We start from the raw sequence: 20327 nt of genomic DNA, 5'->3' as shown, positions 1-20327 counted from the left end.
GGAGGGCCGGACCCATGACGAGATACATCGGCATCGATGTCGGCACATCCGTGGTGAAGGCCGCGGCCTTCGACCCGCGCGGCCGCACACTGGCCGTCGAATCCCGCCCGGTGGGACTCACGATCCACGGCGGATCCGTGGAACAGGACATGGACGAGGTGTACGGGGCGGTCTGCGAGGTCCTGGCCGCACTGGGCTCCGACGAGGTCGCGTTCGCCGGTCTCACCGGCCAGGGCGACGGGGTCTGGCTGGTCGACGCGGCGGGCCGGCCGGTCCGTACGGCGATCTCCTGGATGGACGGCCGCGCCCATGAGCTGGTCGACGACTGGCAGGCGTCCGGTGTCTTCGGGGCGGTCTACCGGCGCACCGGCGGCGCGATGTTCCCGGGCTGTCCGGGCCCGGTGCTGGCCTGGCTCGACCGTCACGCCCCGGCCTCGCTCGACGCGGCGACGACCGCGCTGTACTGCAAGGACATGGTGTTCCAGCGGCTGACCGGGGTGCGGGCCACGGACGTCTCCGACGCGTCGATGCCGTTCCTGGACCCGATGACCCGTACGTACTCCTCCGACGTGGTGGCCGCGCTCGGCCTCGACCACCGGGCCTCGCTCCTCGCCCCGGTCAGCGACCCGGTCGCCACCGCCGAGCTCCCCTCCGGGGTGCGGATCTCCAACGGCCCGTACGACCTGCCGGCCTGCGCCCTCGGCGCCGGCGTCACCCGTCCCGGTGACGGTCTGCTGATCGTCGGCACCTGTCTGGCCGCCCTGGTGGCCACCGAGCGGCTCGATCTGAACGGCGAGCCCGCCGGTCTGCACATCTCCACCGACCGACCCGGCCACTGGCTGCGCGCCATGCCCGCGATGGTCGGCACCGCGGCCCTCGACTGGGTCCTGAACACCACCGGCGTGCGTCACACGGAGGTCGACCCCCTGCTCGCCGCCACCCCGCCCGGCGCGAACGGTGTCCGGGTACTCCCCTACTTCGCCCCGTCCGGCGAGCGCGCCCCCTTCGTCGAGCCGCGGCTGCGCGCCGAGCTCACCGGCGTGTCCCTGGAGTCCACCCCGGCGGATCTGATCCGCGCGGTCTGCGAGGGCATCGGCTTCGCGGCCCGCCACTGCCTGGAGGCCGCGGGCCTCACCGGCTCCCTCGCCCTGTGCGGCGGCGGCACCCGCTCTTCCGCCTGGATGCGCCTGTTCGCGGATGTACTGGGCCGACCGGTCCGGATCGTGGAGGGCGAGGTCGGTGCGCGGGGCGCGGTGCTCGCGGCGGCGCGGCGCTTCGGCGCGGAGCTGGAAACGGCCGCCTGGACGGCCCCGACGACGGTGGTCGAACCGGACCCGGAGCGGGCGGTGTTCTACGCGAAGGCGTACGAGGACCATCTGGCCCGGCTCGCCGATGCCCGTGCGCGGGCCCGTGCGTGACCCTGGTCCCGGGACTGAACCTCTCACGCCGGCGTGCGCACGTGAATGATCGAAGCCCGAATGGGGAAATGTCGGAAAGTGAGCACGCGTAGAAAATTTCTCGGCGCCGCTACCGCGGTCGGCGCCATGGCGTTTCTCGGCGACACTCAGGCCGCATCCGCGGATGAGGGCGATCCGGGACCGGACTCGGAGGCCCTGGAGCTCCATGCCCGCAACGCAATCGTGGCGGTCGATACCGACACGCAGAAGAATTACGGCGCGCTCCGGGCCGAGTTGATGAACCATCTCAGCCCGGTCATCGTCGTTCAGAATGACGACCGGGGCGGCCTGTACACCCTCATCCACAACGGAGAGCAGGAGTCGTTGCACCCTGTCTCCGAGATCTTCGAGCAGGCCAAGTCGATCGCCCACGCTCCGCTGGGTATCTACTCGATCATCGCGCCGTACCTGAGCCACCGGATCCCGAACCTCCCCAGCTCCGCCCGTCTCGACCAGCACGACGTGGACATGGTGGCGTTCAAGGGGCCCGGAACGAACGACTGGGTCAGCCCACTTCAGGCTTTCGGCGCCACCCTGACCACCGCCCGACAGCGGCTCGACCACGCGCACATGCCGCAGGAGCTGGAAGCGTCGAGCACGCAGATCCTCGACATCGCGCTCAAGTTCATCAACGAGTCCGTGCGGCGCGGTTCCTTCGACATGAAGTCGTTCGAGAACTTCACGGGCCGCTTGAGCGGCGCTATCGGTACCAACATGAGGTACGCGACCCGGGCGCAGATCGAGGGCGTGGAAAACCTCATGAAGCGGTGGCGGGGCAAGGTCGGCAGGGAGGACTGGCCCGGCCTGTACATCGTCGTCCTGTCGATCTGGACGACGTCCGCCCTGAACCAGAACTCGATTGTCGTCAAGCGGTTCATGGATCCCGCGAGGGCGGACTCGCACCTGATCGACCTGCCGACGGCCCAGTCGCCCGCCGACCCGGTCTTCGTCGCCCTCGACAACTTGGCCCGGATCGTGCAGGACAACGTCGCGGCGGAAATGGTGTTCCCCCTTGAGCAGAAACTGGCGGACGCGCTGAAGGGACCCGAGGATCTGCTGGCGCAGGAGATCCTGCACCAGCTCGCCTGCCCCTACCGGGGCAAGACCGGGACGAAGAAGGCCGTAGGCACGGCCTCGTAGAAACGCCCCGGCCACATCCGCCTCTGATCCGCCCGGTGCTCCAAACGACGACGGCCTGGGTCGAAGGACTGATCACCTTCCAGCCCTCCTGCTGCTAACCTGCTCCTGCACATTGGTTGCAATAACAACAGCACGGCATCTGGAGGGTTCGACCACATGGCCACGTACACGCTCCCGGAACTCCCGTACGACTACGCGGCGCTCGAACCGGTCATCAATCCGCAGATCATCGAGCTCCACCACGACAAGCACCACGCCGCCTATGTGAAGGGCGCGAACGACACCCTGGAGCAGCTGGCGGAGGCGCGCGACAAGGAGGCCTGGGGATCGATCAACGGACTCCAGAAGAACCTCGCGTTCCACCTCTCCGGCCACATCCTGCACTCGATCTACTGGCACAACATGACCGGCGACGGCGGCGGCGAGCCGCTCGCGGCGGACGGCGTCGGTGACCTCGCGGACGCGATCGCCGAGTCGTTCGGCTCGTTCGCCGGTTTCAAGTCCCAGCTGACGAAGGCCGCGGCCACCACGCAGGGCTCCGGCTGGGGCGTCCTCGCGTACGAGCCGGTCAGCGGCAAGCTGATCGTCGAGCAGGTCTACGACCACCAGGGCAACGTCGGCCAGGGCTCCGTCCCGGTCCTGGTCTTCGACGCCTGGGAGCACGCCTTCTACCTCCAGTACAAGAACCAGAAGGTCGACTTCATCGAGGCGATGTGGGCCGTCGTCAACTGGCAGGACGTGGCGAAGCGTTACGCGGCCGCCAAGGAGCGCGCCGACGTACTGCTGCTCGCCCCCTGACCGGGAGGCGCAGATTCGTCCTGCCTCGTGATCGTCTTCTCAACCTTCACCGGGCAGGCGGATGAAGGGAGGACCCTCGCCTGGACGTGACAGGCGGGGGTCCTTCTGTCGTGGCGGGCGTCGGGGGTGGTCAGGAGGCGGGGGCGTGCTTCAGCAGCGTGCTCAGCACCTGCTCGGCATGCGTCCAGAGCACCGCCCCGCCCGCATCCGGCACCAGGTGCCGGACAGCGCCCGGGATACGAGAGGTCAGCCCGGCGCCCTGGTCGGGCGAGTGACCGGTGTCCTTCTCCCCGTACCAGAGGTCCACCGGTACGTCGATGTCCGACAGTGCGATCCCCCAGCGGCCCATGGCCAGGACGGTGTCCCGGGCATAGCCGTCGGCCCCCTGCGCGAAGGCTTCCTCGAGCGCGCGCCGATAGGCGGCCGCGAACGCGGGCTGCTGATAGACGGCGAGGTCGCACTCCGGGCTGCCGGACATGACCATGTCCCACATCGCCTGCGCGGTGAACCCGGCGAAGATCTTCTCGGCGGCGGCCGGGTCGGACACCGCCAGGTCGACGAGGCGCCGCAGTTCACCCGGCAGCGCGTCGGCGAAACACGGCGCGGCGATCTCGTCCGCGCCGGAGACCACCGCGAGCGCGCCGGCCACTCCGGCAGCGGCACACGCGAGGGCGAAGGGTGCCCCCTGCGAGTTGCCGACCATCAGAGGCCGCTCCAGGCCACGCAGGACGGCGAACGCGCGGATGTCGTCGACGAAGTCGTCGAACGTACGGCCCGGCAGCGGCGAGGAGGCGCCCAGCCCCGGACGGTCGAGCGAGATCAGCCGTACGCCGAGGTCGGACGCCACGTCGTAGCCGAACCCCAGATGCCTGCTGGTGGCCGCCCCCGGCGACAGCAGCACCGGCACCCCGTCCACCGGTCCCCACTCGGCCCAGCCCAGCTGCCGCCCTCCCGACGGCTGTTCGGTACCGATACGATCCGGGTCGATCACACGCAAAGCCACATGTCTGATCATGACCGGATCCGCGGACCGTGTCGAAGGGGTTTCCGCCGAAGGACTTGCACCGAACCCCGACCGGACCGCTTCAGGAGGCGGCGGTGTCCGGCCAGGAGATGTCGGTCTCGACCGGCGCGGCATAGTCGATGCCGGGCACGGCGAACCCGTACAGGCGCTGCACTTCGGCGTGGAACCAGTCGAGGTCGGCGAGTTCGGTGATGTTCTCGGTGGTGGCGGCGTTCCACCGCTCGGTGACGGCCGTCTGGACAGCAGGATCGAGTTCCCAGGTGTCCAGGCGCACGCGCCCTTCGTCGTCGAGGTCGAGCGGACGGACACCGGTGAGCTGGTCCCACAGGTCGGTGAGCTGCCCGATCGGCGGGACCATGGCGTCGCCGAGGACGCCGCGGAGCAGCCCGACATAGAGGGCGATGCCGGGGATCGCGGTCGAGGACTGGGTGACGGCGGCCGCGTTGACAGAGGTGACCGCGCGCCCGTCGACCAGCTTCGCGAGCCGCTCGTCGAGGGTGCGGGCGGTCTGTTCGAGGTGGGACTTTGCAACGCCGATGGTGCCCTGCCGGTAGATCGCGGCCGTCAGGGCGGAGCCGATGTAGGAGAGGGCGGCGGTGCTGAATCCGTCGGCGAGCAGCCCGCGGTCGGCGAGATGGTCGATCCACCGCTCCCAGTCGGTTCCGCCCATGACGGCGATGGTCTGCTCGATGTCGTCGCCGTCGGCGGGCTGCGTCTCGACCTCCCGCACCTCGCCGGCGCCCCGGTCGTCGAAGACGAGGGTCTTGGTGCTGTACGCCTCGCCGACGGGCTTGAGGACGGACGCGTAGGTGGTCCCGGTGTCGGGGTCGGTGCGGCGCGGAGCGGCCACCGAGTAGATCAGGTGGTCCAGACGGCCGCCGAATCGCTCCTCCAGCACTTGGGTGACCTGGTGCTTCATCTCGTCGCAGAACGCGCCCCCGTTGAGGAACACCATGTCGTGACCGTGCCGCCGGACGAGTTCGGCGGTCGCGGCCGTGCGGTACCAACCGGCCGTTCCGGTGCGGCGTCCGGGTGCCTTTTCGAAGCAGACCCCGATCCCACGGATACCGGCACGGGCGAGACCGGCGATCGTCGCGGCCAGCCCGTACCCGGCGGAGGAGCCGATGACCAGTGCCACGGGTGCCCGGTCCGGCACCCGGGAGGGCGCGGGGACGGCCTGCCACATGTCCTTCACCAGGCGCTCGCAGCCGGCCGGGTGGGAGTCGAGGAAGAGGAAGCCGCGGTTCTTGGGGGCGATGACGCGTTCACTCATGGGCTCGGGCCCTTCGGGTCGTCACGAATGGAGGTGGCGGCGCGGGGGCCCTCACCACACCCTGCAAGTCTGCGACCGCACGAACACGGACGGTCGCCTCGTCAGGCACAGTAATGCTCAGCCGCTCTTGGAGTCTTTCCACCACATCGGGCGGCGCGGGACCGCCGACGCCTGGTTCCCGCGCGAGGCGCGCTTCGGGCCGCGCACCTCTCCGGCGGGGACGTCGAGACGTAAATCCGTCGACCGGCCCACTGTTCACTCCTACGCTCCTGCGCATGTACGAGGAGGAAACCGACGCCCGCGAACTCTTCCGCGCCCTGGTCGACCACGAAGGACCGGATGTCTTCGGCCGGGTGGCCGTACCGTGGCTGGCGAGGGCCGGACGCAGCTACCGCGACGCGCTCGCGCATGCCTCCGCCGACGGTGCCTGGCGCACCGGCGAGGGGGTCCCCGAGCGGCCGGATCTGTATCTCCGTCACGAGCTCTACGCCCTCGGCCGCGTCAGCGACGCCCTGCTCCACCACTTCCAGCCCGCCCCGGACCCGGACGGCACGCGGCCGTGGGCCGCTGCGCTCAGTACGTACGACGGATGGCCGGTGGTTTCCCCCGCCGAATACCTGGAGTTGTTCACCGCCCTGGGCATGAGCCCGTTCGACGGCACCGGCTTCGACCCGTTCCGGCACGAGATCACCGAAGTGGAGCAGAGCGACGATCCGGACGAGCCGATCCGGATCACGGAAGTGGTGTGGCCGGGGCTGATGCTCGGACAGCTGCTCTTCAGCCGGGCCGGGGTCCGGGTCCGGGCCGGGGCCCACCACGCCCGGCGCGGCGTCGCCGACTGCTCCCCGCTGTACTGGACGTACCTGCGCCGGTACCGGCCGACCGTCGACCTGTCCCGCGGCTGGGGAAGCAATTCGCAGTGGAGGACCGATCTCCGTCTCGACTACCGGACACCGACGTCCACGCGTCTCAATGTGGCCGGGAGCACGGATATCGACGACCCGGCACACCTCTGCGACGAGGAACAGCTGCTGACTCCGGCTGAACGCCGCGAACTCCTGCGCCACCGCTGCCTCCTGAGAGCTCCCCACGCCGCCGACGAGCTGGGCGACCCCGCCCGATGGGGCGGGGACCTCTTCCCCTACACATGGCGGTTGCCCGGTCCGGAGGAGGACACCGGGCAGGCGGGGTGAGGGGGCCCGGTCAGCCGGTGACCAGCGCCGTCATCAGCCCGTCGTGACCCTTGCCGCCGACGGTCCGCAGAGCGTGTGTTCCTAAAAGGAACTTACCTCGTGCGAGGCGAATGCAATGATGGGCGCCATGAGCGCTCCCCCTGCCGACCCCACCGTCCTTCACCCGATGCCGGGCCAGCCCCGGGTCGTCCAGCTGAAGCCCCTGGTGAAGTCCGAGCTGATCGAGGTCGGGGACTACACGTACTACGACGACCCCGACGACGCGACCGCGTTCGAGACCCGCAACGTGCTCTACCACTACGGCCCGGAGAAGCTCGTCATCGGGAAGTTCTGCGCGCTCGGGACCGGGACGCGGTTCATCATGAACGGCGCCAATCACCGGATGGACGGCCCGTCCACGTTCCCCTTCCCCACCATGGGCGGCTCCTGGACCGAGCACTTCGACCTGCTCGCCGGGCTGCCGGGCCGGGGCGACACGGTCGTCGGCAACGACGTCTGGTTCGGCTACGACTCCGTGGTGATGCCGGGCGTACGGATCGGGCACGGCGCGATCATCGGCGCCGGCTCGGTCGTCACCTCCGACGTACCCGACTACGGCATCGTCGGCGGCAATCCCGCCAAGCTGATCCGCACCCGGTACGACGACGAGACCATCGCCCGGCTCCTGGCCGTCGCCTGGTGGGACTGGCCCGTCGACCACCTCACCCAGCACATCCGCACCATCATGTCCGGCAGCGTCGACGACCTCGAAGCGGCTGCTCCGGAGGGGACATCATGACGATCACCGTTCGAGAGCTGACCTACTACCCGGTCAAGGGTTGCGCCGGAACCGTGGTCGAATCCGCGCAGGTCCTCGGGACCGGCCTCGAACACGACCGGACGTTCATGGTGGTCGACGCTGCGGACGGAGCGTTCCGCAGTCAGCGCACGCATGCCTCGATGGCCGCGATCAGGGTCGAAGTCCTGGAAGCCGGAGCGGCGTTGGGCCTGTCCGCCGAGGGCGTCGAACCGCTCTGCCTGAAGGTCGACCGGGACGGCCCGCGCCGCGAGGTCAGCATGTTCGACCGCCCGCTCGGCGCGGCAGCCGACCAGGGGGACGAGGTCGCGGAATGGTTCTCCGAGGCGCTCGGAGCCAAGTCCCGCCTGGTACGGGTGGCCCCCGGCTTCGACCGGGACGGCTGGGGCGACACCCCGGGCAAGGTCAACTTCGCCGACGCGCACGCGGTGCTGGTCGCCTCGACGGCCTCCCTGGACGACCTCAACGCCCGCATCACCGCCCGGGGCGACGCGAAGGCCGTCCCCATGGACCGTTTCCGCCCGAACATCGTCCTGGCCGGCAACGACGAACCGCACTTCGAGGACCGGATACGCCGGATGACCATCGGCTCCGCCGAACTCGCCTACTCGGTACGGGCGACGCGGTGCAGCGTCCCCCTCGTCGACCAGCGCACCGGCCGCCGCGCGGGCCCGGAACCGGTCCGGACCCTCGCCACGTACCGGCGCGAGCCGGAGTACAAGAACAAGGTGAGCTTCGGCGCGAAGAACGCGGTGGTCTGCGAGGGCGTGGTGACCGTCGGAGACACGGTCGAGGTCGCGGAGTGGATCAGCCGCTGAAGGCCCCGGCCTTCACCCCGTCGATGAACGCGGCCCACTCGTCGGGAGCGTAGAACTGGAGCCCGCCGTCAGGGTCCTTGCTGTCCCTGACGGCCCGGCCGCCGTCGGCGGTGTGGGCTACCTCGACGCACTCACCGCCTTGTCCTCCGGTGGAGTAGGACGACTTTATGAAGCGGGTGACGATGTCGCGGCTGTTCACATTTCCTCATTCTCGACGGTGACGCTGTCCATGACCTTGCGGATGAACGACACGCTCTTGCTGGGCGTAAGGGCTGCCGACCTGAGCGCATCAAACGCGTGTACGTAGCCGGCCATGGCCTCAGGTTCCTCCAGGATGAGGCAGTTGGCCAGCGCATCGAGAATGATGACCTCCGGGGACGTCTCGCGCGCGTACGAGAGCCCGACGAACGCAGGTGACACCCGCGCGGCGGCCCACTCGCTGTGTGGCAGCACCTGGATGGTCATGTTCGGCTGCTTGGACATCTTGATGAGATGGGCCAACTGCTCCCGATGGACGGAAGGGCTGGCCATGGGTCCAGTGAGCGCCGGCTCCCAGATGACAGCAGCGAATCGCGCCCCGTTCTCCTCGAAGATCCTGCGCCGCTCCTGCCTCACCCTGACAACCAGATCGGCCGCCTCGTCATCAACGACATCCGGGGTGACATCCGTCAGCGCCCGGGTGTAATTCGCCGTCTGGAGCAGCCCCGGCACGAAGACGGGCTGCCAGGTGCGGATGTACGTCGCATCGGACTCCAGGGAGAGAAAGTCACCCAGGACCTCCCGCATGGGCCGACCAGTCTCGAAGTCCAGCCACCATCCACGCTTGTTGCTGTCTCGTGCCAGCTTCTCCAGCAGCTTGCGTTCCTCGGCGTCCTCGACCTCGTACAGGTCGAGCAGCATGCGCACATCGCCCACCCGGGCACTGACCGCTCCGGACTCGATCCGGCTGATCTTGGCCGTTGAGCATGCCACCGCCTCGGCGGCATGTTCCTGGTCAAGGAGCGCGTTCAAGCGCAGGCGCTTCAGCGCCGCCCCCAACCGGCGACTACGCACCGTGGACTTCCCACCTGCGGGCATAGATCCCCCTCACTCTCCTGGCCAGTGTGCCTACTAACTGTTCGCAAGCGCCAGCAAGTTGACCCCCACGAGTGAATGCAAGCTTGCACTCATGAATGACTTGCCTTTCCTTGAAGATTAGCTCTAGCGTGACTTGCGTCACACAATGCTCATTGCAGAGCACGGAACGTGACCCGATTCCGCCTGCCACCGACCTTGGGGGACCCATGTCCGGGCGCACGCACATCAAGAGATTCCGGGCCCGCAGGGACTCCGTCCCCGCCGCTCGACGCCACGTCGAAAGCGTCCTGACCGAGTGGAGACTCGGCGGGCTCATCGACGAAACCATCCTCGTCACAAGCGAGTTGAGCACTAACGTCATCAACCACGCCAAGGGCACCGGCGACCACTTCGAGCTCGGCTTACGCCGCCGCAACGGCACGCTCGTCCTGGAGGTGTCCGACTCGTACCAGTGGCGAATGCCCGAACTCCGCACCCCCACACTCGACGACCTCTCCGGCCGGGGCCTGGTCATCGTGGACGCGATCGCCGAGAAGTGGGGCGTACGGCCGCGCGACCCCGGCAAGACGGTCTGGGTCCATCTCGCCATCGGCCGGGCGGAGTTGTCGTGAGGCAGCCCCTCAAGACCACCTGGCGGTGCGAGGTCACCGTCGCGGGAGGCGTCGTACAGGCCGAGAACGCCGTCACCCCGACGCAGGCGCTGATCTGGATGCGGGTCTCCGTGCGGACCCTGCTCTCCGGCTTCGACCCGGAGGACCGCGAGCGCACCTTCCGCTGGCTGGACCACGGTCAGTGGGAAGCCGTGATACGGCTCAAGGCCGGCGAGCCGTACACCTACACCGCGCGCGCCGGCGCCTCCGTGATCGACTGGTCCGCGCGCCCCGTGCGGGCGTTGCCCGCAGACGCCGTCACCGCGATCCCGTGTCGAGGGACTCGGCGATGTGGGCCATGACCGACCAGATGATCGCCTTCCGGCACTGGCTCAGGCCCTTGGTCCCGATGTACAGGGTGTTGCCCCCGCCGACCCGGTACTTCTCCCGGCGGGGGCAACGCCTTGAGCTTCGGAATCACCCGTCGTTGCCCGGCTCCGATGTGCCGCCCGCGGCCTATGCCTGCCCCGGGGCGATGCGAACGGCCACGCCCTTCAGCCGTCCCGCTGGGCTCCCACCAGCACATCACCCACGTCCGTACGGAAATACAGCACCGACCGTCCGGCCCTTCGGCGGCCCGCCAGGCCGCTGTCCAGCAACACCTTGAGGTGGCGGCCCACCGACCCCAGCCCCTGGCCGGTCAGGGCCACCAGCTGGGTGGTGCTCTTCGGGCTGGAGAGCAGGACCAGGACCGCCGCCCGTGCCGGGCCGAGCAGGCGGCCCAGGCTGTCGGGCACCCGTGCCCGCCCCGAATCGGCGAGGGTGCCCGAACACGGGTAGACGACCGCGTACCGCAGGGCGTCGTCGTCCCAGGAGACCCAGCCGCAGCGCTGGGTGACCGGAACGAACAACAGCCGCACACCTGTCAGTTGCTTCGGCGGGTAGTCGTGCGCGTTGATCTGGAGCCGGCTCCCGCCGAGCCACCGCATTCCCGGACGCAGGCCGCTGAGGGCGGCAGCCCAGCCGCCCTGGCTCAGCTGTCCGGTGCGTGCGACGACATCCGCCTCGATGATCCGGCGGCGGCGCGGCCAGTCCGGCAGTACGGTCCGCCGCCAGACCCAGTCCAGGAGGTCGGCGGCGCGCTGCGCCAGGTCGTCGCGGTCCAGGAGTTCCGGGAGCGGACGGCCGCCGAGGGACACCTCCAGGTCCGCTCGGGCGCGCTCGGGCGGGGTCGCCCGGACGGGTGCCAGCTCCTCCTCGAAGGAGGGTGCGCCCTCGCCCGTCGGGGTGGGGGTGATGAAGTCCGCGTTCCAGCTGCCGCCGAGCGCCGCCGGTATGAGCCGCGCGGCAACCGGATCGGCGGTCTGCCGAGCACGGTAGGCGGGCAGATGGGTGTCGAGCCAGGCCCGTTCGCCGGGGTGGTCGGGCCGTCCCCTTTCCAGGGCGTTCAGGGCGGAGATGGTCTCGGCGAGCGGCGAGACGACGAACCGGCTCCCCGCGAGCGTGTCCGTGTTGATCTGCCACAGGCCCATGACGTTTCGCCTCCCCGCGAAACAATAACGGCGTGCGGGGACGGCCTCCGAGACTCCCCGCATGCGTACCTACCAGGAGCTCTTCCGGGCGCCGCAGTTCCGGCCGCTCTTCGCGACCAGTGCCGTACAGGTCGCCGCGTCGACGATGAGCGGGCTGGCCCTCGGCACCCTCGTCTATGCCGCGACCGACTCGCCGCTGCTCGCCGCCCTGTCCATGTTCGGCTCCTCGCTCGCCCAGGTGATCGGGGCGACCGTGCTGATGTCGGCGGCGGACCGGCTGCCGCCGCGGGCCGCGATGTCCGGCATGGCGCTCGCCTTCGGGCTGGCCACCGCCGTGCTCGCCGTTCCCGGGCTCCCGCTGCCGGTGGTCTTCGCGATCATCCTGGGCGAGGGTGTGATCGCCGCCGTGGGCGGCGGGGTGCGGTACGGCCTGCTCAACGAGGTGCTGCCCAAGGACGGCTATCTGCTGGGGCGTTCGGTGCTGAACATGTGCTCCGGCCTGATGCAGATCGGCGGATTCGCGCTCGGCGGACTTCTGGTGGCGACGCTTTCCGCGCGCGGCACGCTGCTGGTCGCCGCCGCCCTGTATCTGACCGGTGCGGCCGTCGCCCGGTTCGGGCTGGTGCACCGGTTGCCGCGCGCCGCCGGGCGGCCGTCGGTCACCGAGACCTGGCGGACCAACGCCGTGCTGTGGTCCTCCGGTCCGCGCCGCCGGGTCTACCTCGCACTCTGGGTGCCGAACGGGCTGATCGTGGGCTGCGAGTCGCTGTTCGTCCCGTACTCCCCGGAGCACGCGGGGCTCCTCTTCGCATTCGGCGCTCTGGGGATGCTCGTCGGGGACACGGTGGCGGGCCGGTTCATCGCCCGGCACTGGCGGGGGCGGCTGGCGACCCCGCTGCAGCTGCTCCTGGCCGCCCCGTATCTGCTCTTCGCCGCGCACCCGGCCCTGCCTGTGGCGTTCGCTCTGACCGCGCTCGCCTCGGTCGGGTTCGCGGCGAGTCTGCTGTTCCAGGAGCGGCTGATGGCCCTGACCCCGCACGAGATCACCGGTCAGGCCGTCGGACTCCATTCCTCCGGCATGCTCACCATGCAGGGCGTCGCAGCGGCGCTCGCGGGCGCCATCGCCCAACGGACCTCGCCGGGGACGGCGATGACGGTGATGGCGGGGGCTTCCCTCGCGGTCACGCTGGCCTTGGCCGCGGCGGGGCGCCGGGCTGCGCGGGCGGTGCACGGCAGGGCGCGCCTCAGGACTTCGGACGGTGCCGGCACTCGATAGTTGCCGTGCATGAGACTCCAGTTTCCGTGCATGAGACTCCTCCGCCTGACGTGTGTGATTGGCTACCCCGTATGGGTCTCAGGCGAGTGTTCCCTGGGTGCGCGTGTATGCAGCCGAGCCGTTTCAGCGGGGACGACGGACGGTATGCCGCTGCCCGACCGGAAGGTGGGTCATGAGTGTCCACCGCGCGCCGTCGGAATCCGGCCCTGTCCCGGCACCGAAGGCAGCGCCCCCCTTCGACCCCGAACTGGGCGTCGTGCTGGCGGCCTTGAGCAAGGACGCGAGGGAGCCGGTCACCCCGGACAATCTTGAGGCCCGGCAGGAGCGGGATGCCGCGGCCCGGCCCAGGCCGACGGCCGAGGACCTTCGCGCCGACGGCCGTTTCGAGGTGACGGAGTTCTGTGTGCCGGGGCCGCCGGACGGACCGGACGTCACGCTCGTGAGCGCGCGGCCGTCCGGGCTCGTCGGGCCGCTGCCTCTGCTGTACTACATGCACGGAGGCGCGATGGTGATGGGCAACGCGTGGTCCGTGCTTCCGCGGATTCTTCGCGAGTGGGCCCTCCCGCTGGAACTGGCCGTCATCTCGGTCGAGTACCGGTTGGCGCCGCGGACGCAGTACCCGGGCCCGCTGGAGGACTGCTACGCCGGACTCGTCTGGGCGGCCGGCCACGCGGCCGAACTGGGCATCGACGCGGACCGCATCATCATCGGAGGGAAGAGCGCCGGCGGCGGGCTCGCCGCGGCCCTCGCCCTGCTGGCCCGTGACCGCGGCGGTCCCGGGCCACTGGGGCAACTGCTGCTGTGCCCGATGCTCGACGACCGCGGCAGCACCTTCTCCAGCCATCAGATGACGGGCCTCGGCGTGTGGGACCTCACGTCCAACACCACCGTGTGGAAGGCACTGCTGGGTGACCGCTACGGTGCCGCGGACCTGCCGGCCTACGCGGCCCCCTCCCGCGCCACGGACCTTTCCGGACTCCCCCCGGCCTATATCGAGGTCGGGTCGGCCGAGATGTTCCGGGACGAGGACGTGGCTTACGCGAACGCGATCTGGCAGGCCGGTGGCCAGGCTGAACTGCATGTATGGCCCGGCGCCTACCACGGCTTCGACGGCATGGCACCGCAGGCGGCCCTCAGCCGGGACGCACGCGACGCCCGTACCCGCTGGCTCCAGCGACTCCTCGCGCAGTCCGGCACGAGGACCCGGCCTGCCGGCTGACCGGGTCGCCGCCGCTGCTGCTTCCGGCGGCCATGTACGCGGCAAGCTGATCACCGTGCCGAACTGACGCGGGTACGTCCGCCCCAAGAACCTGATGGCCCTGGCCCGGCCACCGGCGGAAACTCAGCGGGACGTGAGGCCGACTTCCAGGAGCGGCAGCTCGCGGCCGGGGATGGAGCCCGATGGGGTCGCCCCGATCCGTACCGCACCCATCGCGAGGTAGAACGGCTCCGCGTTCGGGTCGGCGTCAATGGTGACGCGTACGAAGCCGAGGCGGCGGGCCTCCGCCATGGTGTGCTCGAAGAGCAGTCGGCCGATGCCCCGGCCCAGCGCGTCCGGCTCGACGAACATCATGCCGAGGGCGCCCTCGGGCGGGAAGCCCTCCAGGGTGGTGAAGCCCAGGACGCGGCCGTTCTCCTCGGCGACCGTGGTGCGGCGGCGGCCGATGTCGGCCGAGTGCAGGGTGAGTTCGTCACGGCAGGCGGCGAGGAACGCCTCGTCGTAGCCCCAGTGGGCCTTCGATGCCAGCGCCAGCTCGGTCAGCTTCCCCGCCTCGGTCCTGTGCGCCGGTCGTACGTCCATGTCCGCCTCGTTCTCTTCACCCGGTACCTGCGGCAGCTCGCCGCACCCGAGACTGTCAGACCCCTCCGGCATGCTGCACCACATGGACACCACGGACTTCTGGAATCTGATCGACGACGCCCGCGCCCGGGTCACCGACCCGGCGGACGCCGCGACCGTCGTCGGGCGGGCCTGCGAACTGCTCGCCACCCGGCCGCGGGAGGAGATCGTCGCCGCGCAGCAGTTGCTCTGGGACCTGATGGCCGCTTCCTACCGGGCGCCGCTCTGGGCCGCGGCGTACACGATCAACGGAGGCTGTTCCGACGACGGCTTCGACTACTTCCGGGGCTGGCTGATAGCGCAGGGACGTCAGGTGTTCGAGCGGGTCGTCGCCGATCCGGACACGCTGGCCGAGCTGCCGGTGATCAGGGCTGCGGCGGCGGAGAGGGAAGAGGTGGAGTGCGAGCGGATGCTCGCAGTGGCCTGGGAGGCGCACCGGGCGGCGACCGGCGAGAACCTGCCCGGTGGCTCGTTCTCGATCAGATACCCCGCGCTGGCCCCGGAGTGGGACTTCGACTTCGACGACGCGGAGCGGGTGGCGTCGCGGCTACCGAAGCTGGCCGCGCTGTACGCGTGAGAGGGAAGGGTGCGGGGCCCGCACAGCCGCCGGGCCCGCACCGCAGCGTGTGGATCAGTCGAAGATCGGGCCCTGCGTGCGGGTCCGCTTGATCTCGTAGAAGCCGGGGATCGACGCCACCAGCAGCGTGCCGTCCCACAGCTTCGCCGCCTCCTCACCCTTGGGGGCGGGGGTGACGACCGGGCCGAAGAAGGCGATCTGCTCGCCGTCCGCGCCCGGGACGGCGATGACCGGGGTGCCGACGTCCTGGCCGACCTTGTCGATGCCTTCCTTGTGGGAGGCGCGCAGCTCGGCGTCGTACGTGTCGGAGTCCGCGTACTCCACCAGCTCGGCGGGCAGGCCGACGTCCCCGAGCGCGGCCACGATCGCCTCCCGGGTGGGGCCCTCGCCCTGGTTGTGGAAGCGGGTGCCGAGCGCGGTGTACAGAGGGCCGACGATGTCGTCGCCGTGCTTCTGCTGGGCGGCGACGACGACGCGGACCGGGCCCCAGGCCTTGTTCTCCAGCAGGTCGCGGTACTCGTCGGGCAGCTCGTCGAGCTTGTCCTCGTTGAGCACGGCGAGGCTCATCACGTGCCAGCGGACCTCGACGTCACGGACCTTCTCCACCTCCAGCATCCAACGGGAGGTCATCCAGGCCCAGGGGCAGAGCGGGTCGAACCAGAAATCGGCAGGGGTCTTGCCGGTCGCCGTGCTGTTGTCAGACATTTCTCTCCTCATGAGGGCGTTCGCACCTGTGCGCGAGAACGCCTCCGGGTGCACCGGCCATTCCCGCACCCCGGGCCGAGTGGCGACATGGGAGGATCAAACTATTCGAACGTGACACAAAGGAGTGTGCCGTGCCCGGTGAGAACCTGTCCCGCGACGAGGCCCGTGTGCGGGCCGAGCTGCTGAGCGTCGACGGCTACGAGGTCGCTCTCGATCTGCGTTCCGCCGTCGGTGGGCCCGACGGGGACGGCGACGGGACCTCCTCGGGCCCGCGGACCTTCCGCTCGGTGACCACGATCCGGTTCCGCACGGCGCGGGCGGGGGCGTCGACCTTCGCGGATCTGGTGGCGCCGAGCGTGACCGCGGTGACGCTGAACGGGCAGGCGCTCGACCCGGCCGTCGTCTTCGACGGGACACGGGTGGCGCTGGAGGAACTGCCGGAGGGCGACAACGTTCTCGTGGTCGACGCGCAGTGCGCGTACAGCCGGACCGGCGAGGGCATGCACCGGTTCGTCGACCCGGAGGACGGCGAGGTCTACCTCTACACGCAGTACGAGCCGGCCGACTCGCGGCGGGTCTTCGCGAACTTCGAGCAGCCCGACCTGAAGGCTCCCTTCCGCTTCGAGGTGACGGCGCCCGAGGCCTGGACGGTCTGGAGCAACGGGGCCGAGGAGTCGCGGGACGGCGAGGTGCGACGGTTCGCCGAGACGAAGCCGATCTCGACGTACATCACGGCCATCGTGGCCGGTCCGTACCACTACGTCACCGACTCCTACAGCCGTACGTTCGACGACGGTACGAAGCTGGAGATCCCGCTCGGCGCGCTGTGCCGCAAGGGGCTCGCCCGGCACTTCGACGCGGACGACGTCTTCCTCGTCACCAAGCAGGGCCTGGACTTCTTCCACGACAACTTCGACTACCCGTACCCGTTCGGGAAGTACGACCAGGCGTTCGTGCCCGAGTACAACCTCGGCGCGATGGAGAACCCGGGCTGTGTCACCTTCCGCGAGGAGTACATCTTCCGCGGCAAGGTGACGCAGGCGGCGTACGAGAGCCGTGCCAACGTCATCCTGCACGAGATGGCGCACATGTGGTTCGGCGACCTCGTCACCATGCAGTGGTGGGACGACCTGTGGCTGAAGGAGTCGTTCGCCGACTTCATGGGCGTCTTCGCGATGGTGGAGTCGACCCGGTTCGAGGACGGCTGGATCACCTTCGCCAACAACCGCAAGTCCTGGGCGTACCGGGCCGACCAGCTGCCGTCCACGCACCCGATCACGGCCGACATCCGTGACCTGGAGGACGCCAAGCTCAACTTCGACGGCATCACCTACGCCAAGGGCGCCTCGGTGCTGAAGCAGCTGGTGGCGTACGTGGGGCGGGACGCCTTCCTGGAGGGCGCGCGGCGCTACTTCAAGAAGCACGCCTACGGCAACACGCAGCTGGACGATCTGCTCTCCGTCCTGGCCGAGACGTCCGGGCGCGACATGACCGCCTGGTCGCGGTCGTGGCTGCAGACCGCGGGCGTCAACTCGCTGACGCCGGTGGCGACGTACGACTCGGCGGACCGGATCACGGAGCTGGCGGTCCTCCAGGAGGCGGACGGTCCCCAGCCGGAACTGCGGCCGCACCGGATCGCGGTCGGGCTGTACCGGCGTGCCGCCGACGGCGACCTGGTGCGGTACGCGCGCGCCGAGGCGGACGTGGCGGGGCCGCGCACGGTCATCACGGAGCTGGCCGGCGCCGAGCGGCCCGAGCTGATCCTGGTCAACGACGACGACCTCACGTACTGCAAGGTCCGCTTCGACGAGGTGTCCCTGGCCACGCTGCGCGCGCACCTGGGAGAGATGACCGATCCTCTCGCGCGGGCACTGTGCTGGTCCGCGCTGTGGAACCTGACCCGGGACGGGCTGATGCCGGCCCGTGACTTCGTCTCCCTCGTGCTGGCCTTCTCCGGCCGGGAGTCCGACATCGGCGTTCTGCAGATGCTGCACACCTGGACCCGGACCGCGCTCACGCACTACGCGGCGCCGGGGTGGCGTGAGGTGGGCGGCCGGGCGCTGGCCGAGGCCGCGTTGCGGGAGCTGCGGAACGCCGAGCCCGGCAGCGAGCACCAGCTGGCGTGGGCGCGGTTCTTCGCGTCGGTCGCCGACTCGGACACGGACTTCCAGTTGCTCTCCGGGCTGCTCGAAGGCTCGGCCCGGATCGACGGGCTCGATGTCGACCAGGAGCTGCGCTGGGCGTTCCTGTCACCGCTGGCCGCGCACGGCGTGGCCGACGAGTCGGCGATCGACGCCGAACTGGCCCGCGACGACACGGCGTCCGGGAAGCGGCACCAGGTCCGCTGCCTGGCCTCGCGGCCGTCGGCGGCGGTCAAGGCGCAGGCGTGGGCGGGCGTCGTGGAGTCGGACGCGCTGTCCAACGCGCTGGTGGAGGCGACGATCACGGGCTTCGCGCAGTCGTCACAGCGGGAGTTGCTCGCGCCGTACACGGACACGTACTTCTCCGCGATCGAGCGGGTGTGGGCCGAGCGGTCGATCCAGATCGGCGTGATCGTGGTCAGGGGTCTGTTCCCGGCGCTCCAGGACGATCCGGCGACGCTCGCGGCGACGGACGCGTGGCTGACCGCGCACGAGGACGCGGCGCCGGCGCTGCGGAGGCTGGTGCTGGAGGCCCGGGACGATCTGGCTCGGGCGTTGCGGGCGCAGCAGTGCGACGCGGCGGCCTCGGGGACCGCGGTCTGACGGATGCTCCCGGCCGGGCACGGCCCCGGTCTCGTCGCCGCCCCGAACGGGCTCGGTCTTCACGCCCGTCCGGGGCGGCGGCCTCCCAGGGTGCCCGGCCACCCGGCGACGGAGGCCCCGGCCATCGACAACTCCACAGTCGTGGTGTTGATCGCGCTGCCCGCGCTGAAGGCGGGCGGGCAATCCTGGACTGGACGGGCTTTTCGGTGGTCGAACGTGCGTACTTCAGGGCGGCGTTGTCCCGAATTGTCGACGGGCGTGTAACAGGGGTTAGCGGCGGGGCCGTGTGCGGGATACCCCGGAGCATGACCCAGAACTCCCCGCTCTCCCCCTGTCACCTTCCCGTCGCTGGTGACGCCCGTCAACGTGTGCTCTCCGCCGCCCAACTGAGGGCGCACGGCGTGTCCGTGGCGGAGGCCGCCGCGCAGTGCAGGGCCGGTGGGCCGTGGCAGCAGCCGCTGCCCGGCGTGTACGTCCTGCACCCGGGGCCGCCCACCGCCGAGGAACGGCTGCGTTCCGTCCTGCTGTACGCCGGACGGCCGTCGGCCTCGGGCCGCCGGGATCTGCCCGCGCAGTCGGGGCCGGGCACGGAGTCCGGGTACGGCGAGGCCATGATCACCGGACTTGCCGCGCTCGCCCTGCACGGGTTCGCGCTCACGCCACCGCCCGCCCCGTCGGCCAGGATCGATGTGCTGGTGCCGCGCACCCGGCGGCTGCGCTCGGTGCGGTACGTCCGTCTCGTACGAGCCGCCGAGCCGCCCCGGCCCGAGCAGGTGGAGGGTCTGCCCGTGGCGCCGGTGGAGCGGGCGCTCGTGGACGCGGTGGCCGGACTGGGGGACGCCCCGGCCGTACGCCGTCTGCTCACCGAGGCGGTCCGCGGCGGGCATTGCGAGCCGGCCGCGATCGTACGAGAGCTGAGCCGGGCCGGGCTGCTGGACCGCCCCCAGGTGGTGAACGCCGTCGATTCACTGCTCGCCGAGGGCCGGGCGCTGGCGGAGAGCCGGCTGTACGACATGGTGCGATCGCATGGCCTGTCGGAGCCGCTGTGGAACGTGGACCTGCGGCTGCCCGGCGGCCCGCATCTCGGCGGGGTGGACGCCTACTGGCCCGAGCAGGCGGTCGCCGTGGTGCTCGACACCAGGGCGCCCCTGCACAGCGGGCTCGACGACGACCGGCGCCAGGAGGAGCACGACGCGCAGTGGTCCTCGTACGTCGCCGAGCGGGAGCATCTGGAGCGGCTCGGCGTCACCGTCGTCCACCTCTCGCCGACGAAGCTCCGGGACGCACGGGAGCAGCAGGCGGTCGTGGTGCGTACGGCGCTGATGGCGGCGGCCGATCGCGAGCCGGCCGCGTATGTGATGATCCTGCCCCGCTGAAGCCGGGCCTCAGGGGCCACTTATCTCCCGTTTCGTTCCTGATGGCACATCAGCCCCACTGGCGGAAGCCCGCCATGTCCACATCTCGCCCCCTACAACTCTCCACAAACC

The 20327-nt window shown here is 70.3% G+C and carries 20 protein-coding genes; 13 read left to right on the top strand and 7 right to left on the bottom strand.

What is annotated here, in order from left to right; genetic code table 11:
• The first annotated feature begins 14 nt into the window (after positions 1 to 14).
• From ABZ826_RS00675 to ABZ826_RS00665, 3 genes are all read left to right on the top strand, one after another.
• Positions 15 to 1418 (top strand): FGGY-family carbohydrate kinase, encoded by a 1404-nt coding sequence (locus ABZ826_RS00675; protein ID WP_361440027.1) that lies wholly within the window; start codon positions 15 to 17, stop codon positions 1416 to 1418.
• 78 nt (positions 1419 to 1496) lie between these two features.
• Positions 1497 to 2597, top strand: a complete 1101-nt coding sequence (locus ABZ826_RS00670) for a hypothetical protein (RefSeq protein WP_361440024.1) — start codon at positions 1497 to 1499, stop codon at positions 2595 to 2597.
• 156 nt (positions 2598 to 2753) lie between these two features.
• Positions 2754 to 3395, top strand: coding sequence for a superoxide dismutase (locus ABZ826_RS00665; protein WP_361440021.1), 642 nt, complete (start codon positions 2754 to 2756; stop codon positions 3393 to 3395).
• Positions 3396 to 3525: 130 nt separating this feature from the next.
• Here the strand turns inward: ABZ826_RS00665 and ABZ826_RS00660 are convergent, their stop codons facing one another.
• On the bottom strand, positions 3526 to 4398 hold the full coding sequence (locus ABZ826_RS00660) for an alpha/beta hydrolase (protein ID WP_361440018.1): 873 nt from the start codon (positions 4396 to 4398) through the stop codon (positions 3526 to 3528).
• Between the two features lie 82 nt (positions 4399 to 4480).
• Complete coding sequence (gene fabV, locus ABZ826_RS00655) at positions 4481 to 5692, bottom strand: enoyl-[acyl-carrier-protein] reductase FabV (RefSeq protein WP_361440015.1); 1212 nt, start codon at positions 5690 to 5692, stop codon at positions 4481 to 4483.
• Between the two features lie 275 nt (positions 5693 to 5967).
• Here fabV and ABZ826_RS00650 point away from each other — a divergent pair, with 275 nt between their 5' ends.
• The 3 genes from ABZ826_RS00650 (at position 5968) to ABZ826_RS00640 (ending at position 8499) form a co-directional block, all read left to right on the top strand.
• Entirely contained in the window at positions 5968 to 6885 is a 918-nt protein-coding gene (locus tag ABZ826_RS00650) for a hypothetical protein (protein WP_361440012.1), read from the top strand.
• Between the two features lie 127 nt (positions 6886 to 7012).
• Positions 7013 to 7663, top strand: coding sequence for a CatB-related O-acetyltransferase (locus tag ABZ826_RS00645; protein ID WP_361440009.1), 651 nt, complete (start codon positions 7013 to 7015; stop codon positions 7661 to 7663).
• Entirely contained in the window at positions 7660 to 8499 is an 840-nt protein-coding gene (locus tag ABZ826_RS00640) for an MOSC N-terminal beta barrel domain-containing protein (protein WP_361440006.1), read from the top strand. The genes ABZ826_RS00645 and ABZ826_RS00640 overlap by 4 nt, the downstream gene beginning before the upstream one ends.
• Here ABZ826_RS00640 and ABZ826_RS00635 read toward each other — a convergent pair.
• Entirely contained in the window at positions 8489 to 8698 is a 210-nt protein-coding gene (locus ABZ826_RS00635) for a DUF397 domain-containing protein (RefSeq protein ID WP_361440003.1), read from the bottom strand. The two genes, ABZ826_RS00640 and ABZ826_RS00635, sit on opposite strands and share 11 nt — an antisense overlap.
• Positions 8695 to 9576, bottom strand: coding sequence for a helix-turn-helix transcriptional regulator (locus ABZ826_RS00630; protein WP_361439999.1), 882 nt, complete (start codon positions 9574 to 9576; stop codon positions 8695 to 8697). Before ABZ826_RS00630 ends, ABZ826_RS00635 begins: the two co-directional genes overlap by 4 nt.
• Positions 9577 to 9671: 95 nt before the next feature.
• Here ABZ826_RS00630 and ABZ826_RS00625 point away from each other — a divergent pair, with 95 nt between their 5' ends.
• On the top strand, positions 9672 to 10187 hold the full coding sequence (locus ABZ826_RS00625; RefSeq protein WP_361439996.1) for an ATP-binding protein: 516 nt from the start codon (positions 9672 to 9674) through the stop codon (positions 10185 to 10187).
• On the top strand, positions 10184 to 10528 hold the full coding sequence (locus tag ABZ826_RS00620) for a hypothetical protein (RefSeq protein WP_361439993.1): 345 nt from the start codon (positions 10184 to 10186) through the stop codon (positions 10526 to 10528). Before ABZ826_RS00625 ends, ABZ826_RS00620 begins: the two co-directional genes overlap by 4 nt.
• Positions 10529 to 10720: 192 nt before the next feature.
• Here the strand turns inward: ABZ826_RS00620 and ABZ826_RS00615 are convergent, their stop codons facing one another.
• Positions 10721 to 11698: a transcriptional regulator gene (locus ABZ826_RS00615; protein WP_361439990.1), complete on the bottom strand. Its 978-nt coding sequence runs from the start codon at positions 11696 to 11698 to the stop codon at positions 10721 to 10723.
• A gap of 61 nt (positions 11699 to 11759) precedes the next feature.
• Here ABZ826_RS00615 and ABZ826_RS00610 point away from each other — a divergent pair, with 61 nt between their 5' ends.
• Both ABZ826_RS00610 and ABZ826_RS00605 read left to right on the top strand, forming a co-directional pair.
• Positions 11760 to 12974, top strand: a complete 1215-nt coding sequence (locus ABZ826_RS00610) for an MFS transporter (RefSeq protein WP_361439987.1) — start codon at positions 11760 to 11762, stop codon at positions 12972 to 12974.
• Between the two features lie 172 nt (positions 12975 to 13146).
• Positions 13147 to 14193 (top strand): alpha/beta hydrolase, encoded by a 1047-nt coding sequence (locus tag ABZ826_RS00605; protein WP_361439984.1) that lies wholly within the window; start codon positions 13147 to 13149, stop codon positions 14191 to 14193.
• Between the two features lie 123 nt (positions 14194 to 14316).
• On the opposite strand, the gene ABZ826_RS00600 is transcribed toward ABZ826_RS00605, so the two are convergent.
• Positions 14317 to 14775 carry a GNAT family N-acetyltransferase gene (locus tag ABZ826_RS00600; RefSeq protein WP_361439981.1) on the bottom strand — a complete coding sequence of 153 codons (459 nt, stop codon included), beginning with the start codon at positions 14773 to 14775 and terminating at the stop codon, positions 14317 to 14319.
• Between the two features lie 82 nt (positions 14776 to 14857).
• Between ABZ826_RS00600 and ABZ826_RS00595 the strand changes: the two genes are divergently transcribed.
• Positions 14858 to 15391: a DUF4240 domain-containing protein gene (locus ABZ826_RS00595; RefSeq protein WP_361439978.1), complete on the top strand. Its 534-nt coding sequence runs from the start codon at positions 14858 to 14860 to the stop codon at positions 15389 to 15391.
• A 54-nt stretch (positions 15392 to 15445) separates the two neighbouring features.
• On the opposite strand, the gene ABZ826_RS00590 is transcribed toward ABZ826_RS00595, so the two are convergent.
• The gene (locus ABZ826_RS00590) at positions 15446 to 16096 is read right to left on the bottom strand and encodes a DsbA family protein (protein WP_361439975.1); all 651 of its coding nucleotides are present in this window, start codon (positions 16094 to 16096) and stop codon (positions 15446 to 15448) included.
• Positions 16097 to 16227: 131 nt separating this feature from the next.
• On the opposite strand from ABZ826_RS00590, the gene pepN reads away from it, so the two are divergent.
• Complete coding sequence (gene pepN / locus ABZ826_RS00585) at positions 16228 to 18840, top strand: aminopeptidase N (RefSeq protein ID WP_361439972.1); 2613 nt, start codon at positions 16228 to 16230, stop codon at positions 18838 to 18840.
• Positions 18841 to 19145: 305 nt separating this feature from the next.
• Positions 19146 to 20216 (top strand): hypothetical protein, encoded by a 1071-nt coding sequence (locus ABZ826_RS00580; RefSeq protein ID WP_361439969.1) that lies wholly within the window; start codon positions 19146 to 19148, stop codon positions 20214 to 20216.
• Positions 20217 to 20327: the final 111 nt, after the last annotated feature.

The sequence above is a fragment of the Streptomyces sp. NPDC047515 genome (assembly GCF_040643055.1).
Lineage (GTDB): Bacteria > Actinomycetota > Actinomycetes > Streptomycetales > Streptomycetaceae > Streptomyces.
The sequence above is the reverse complement of the archived record's forward strand: the minus strand, read 5'-3'. Positions and strand labels throughout refer to the sequence as shown.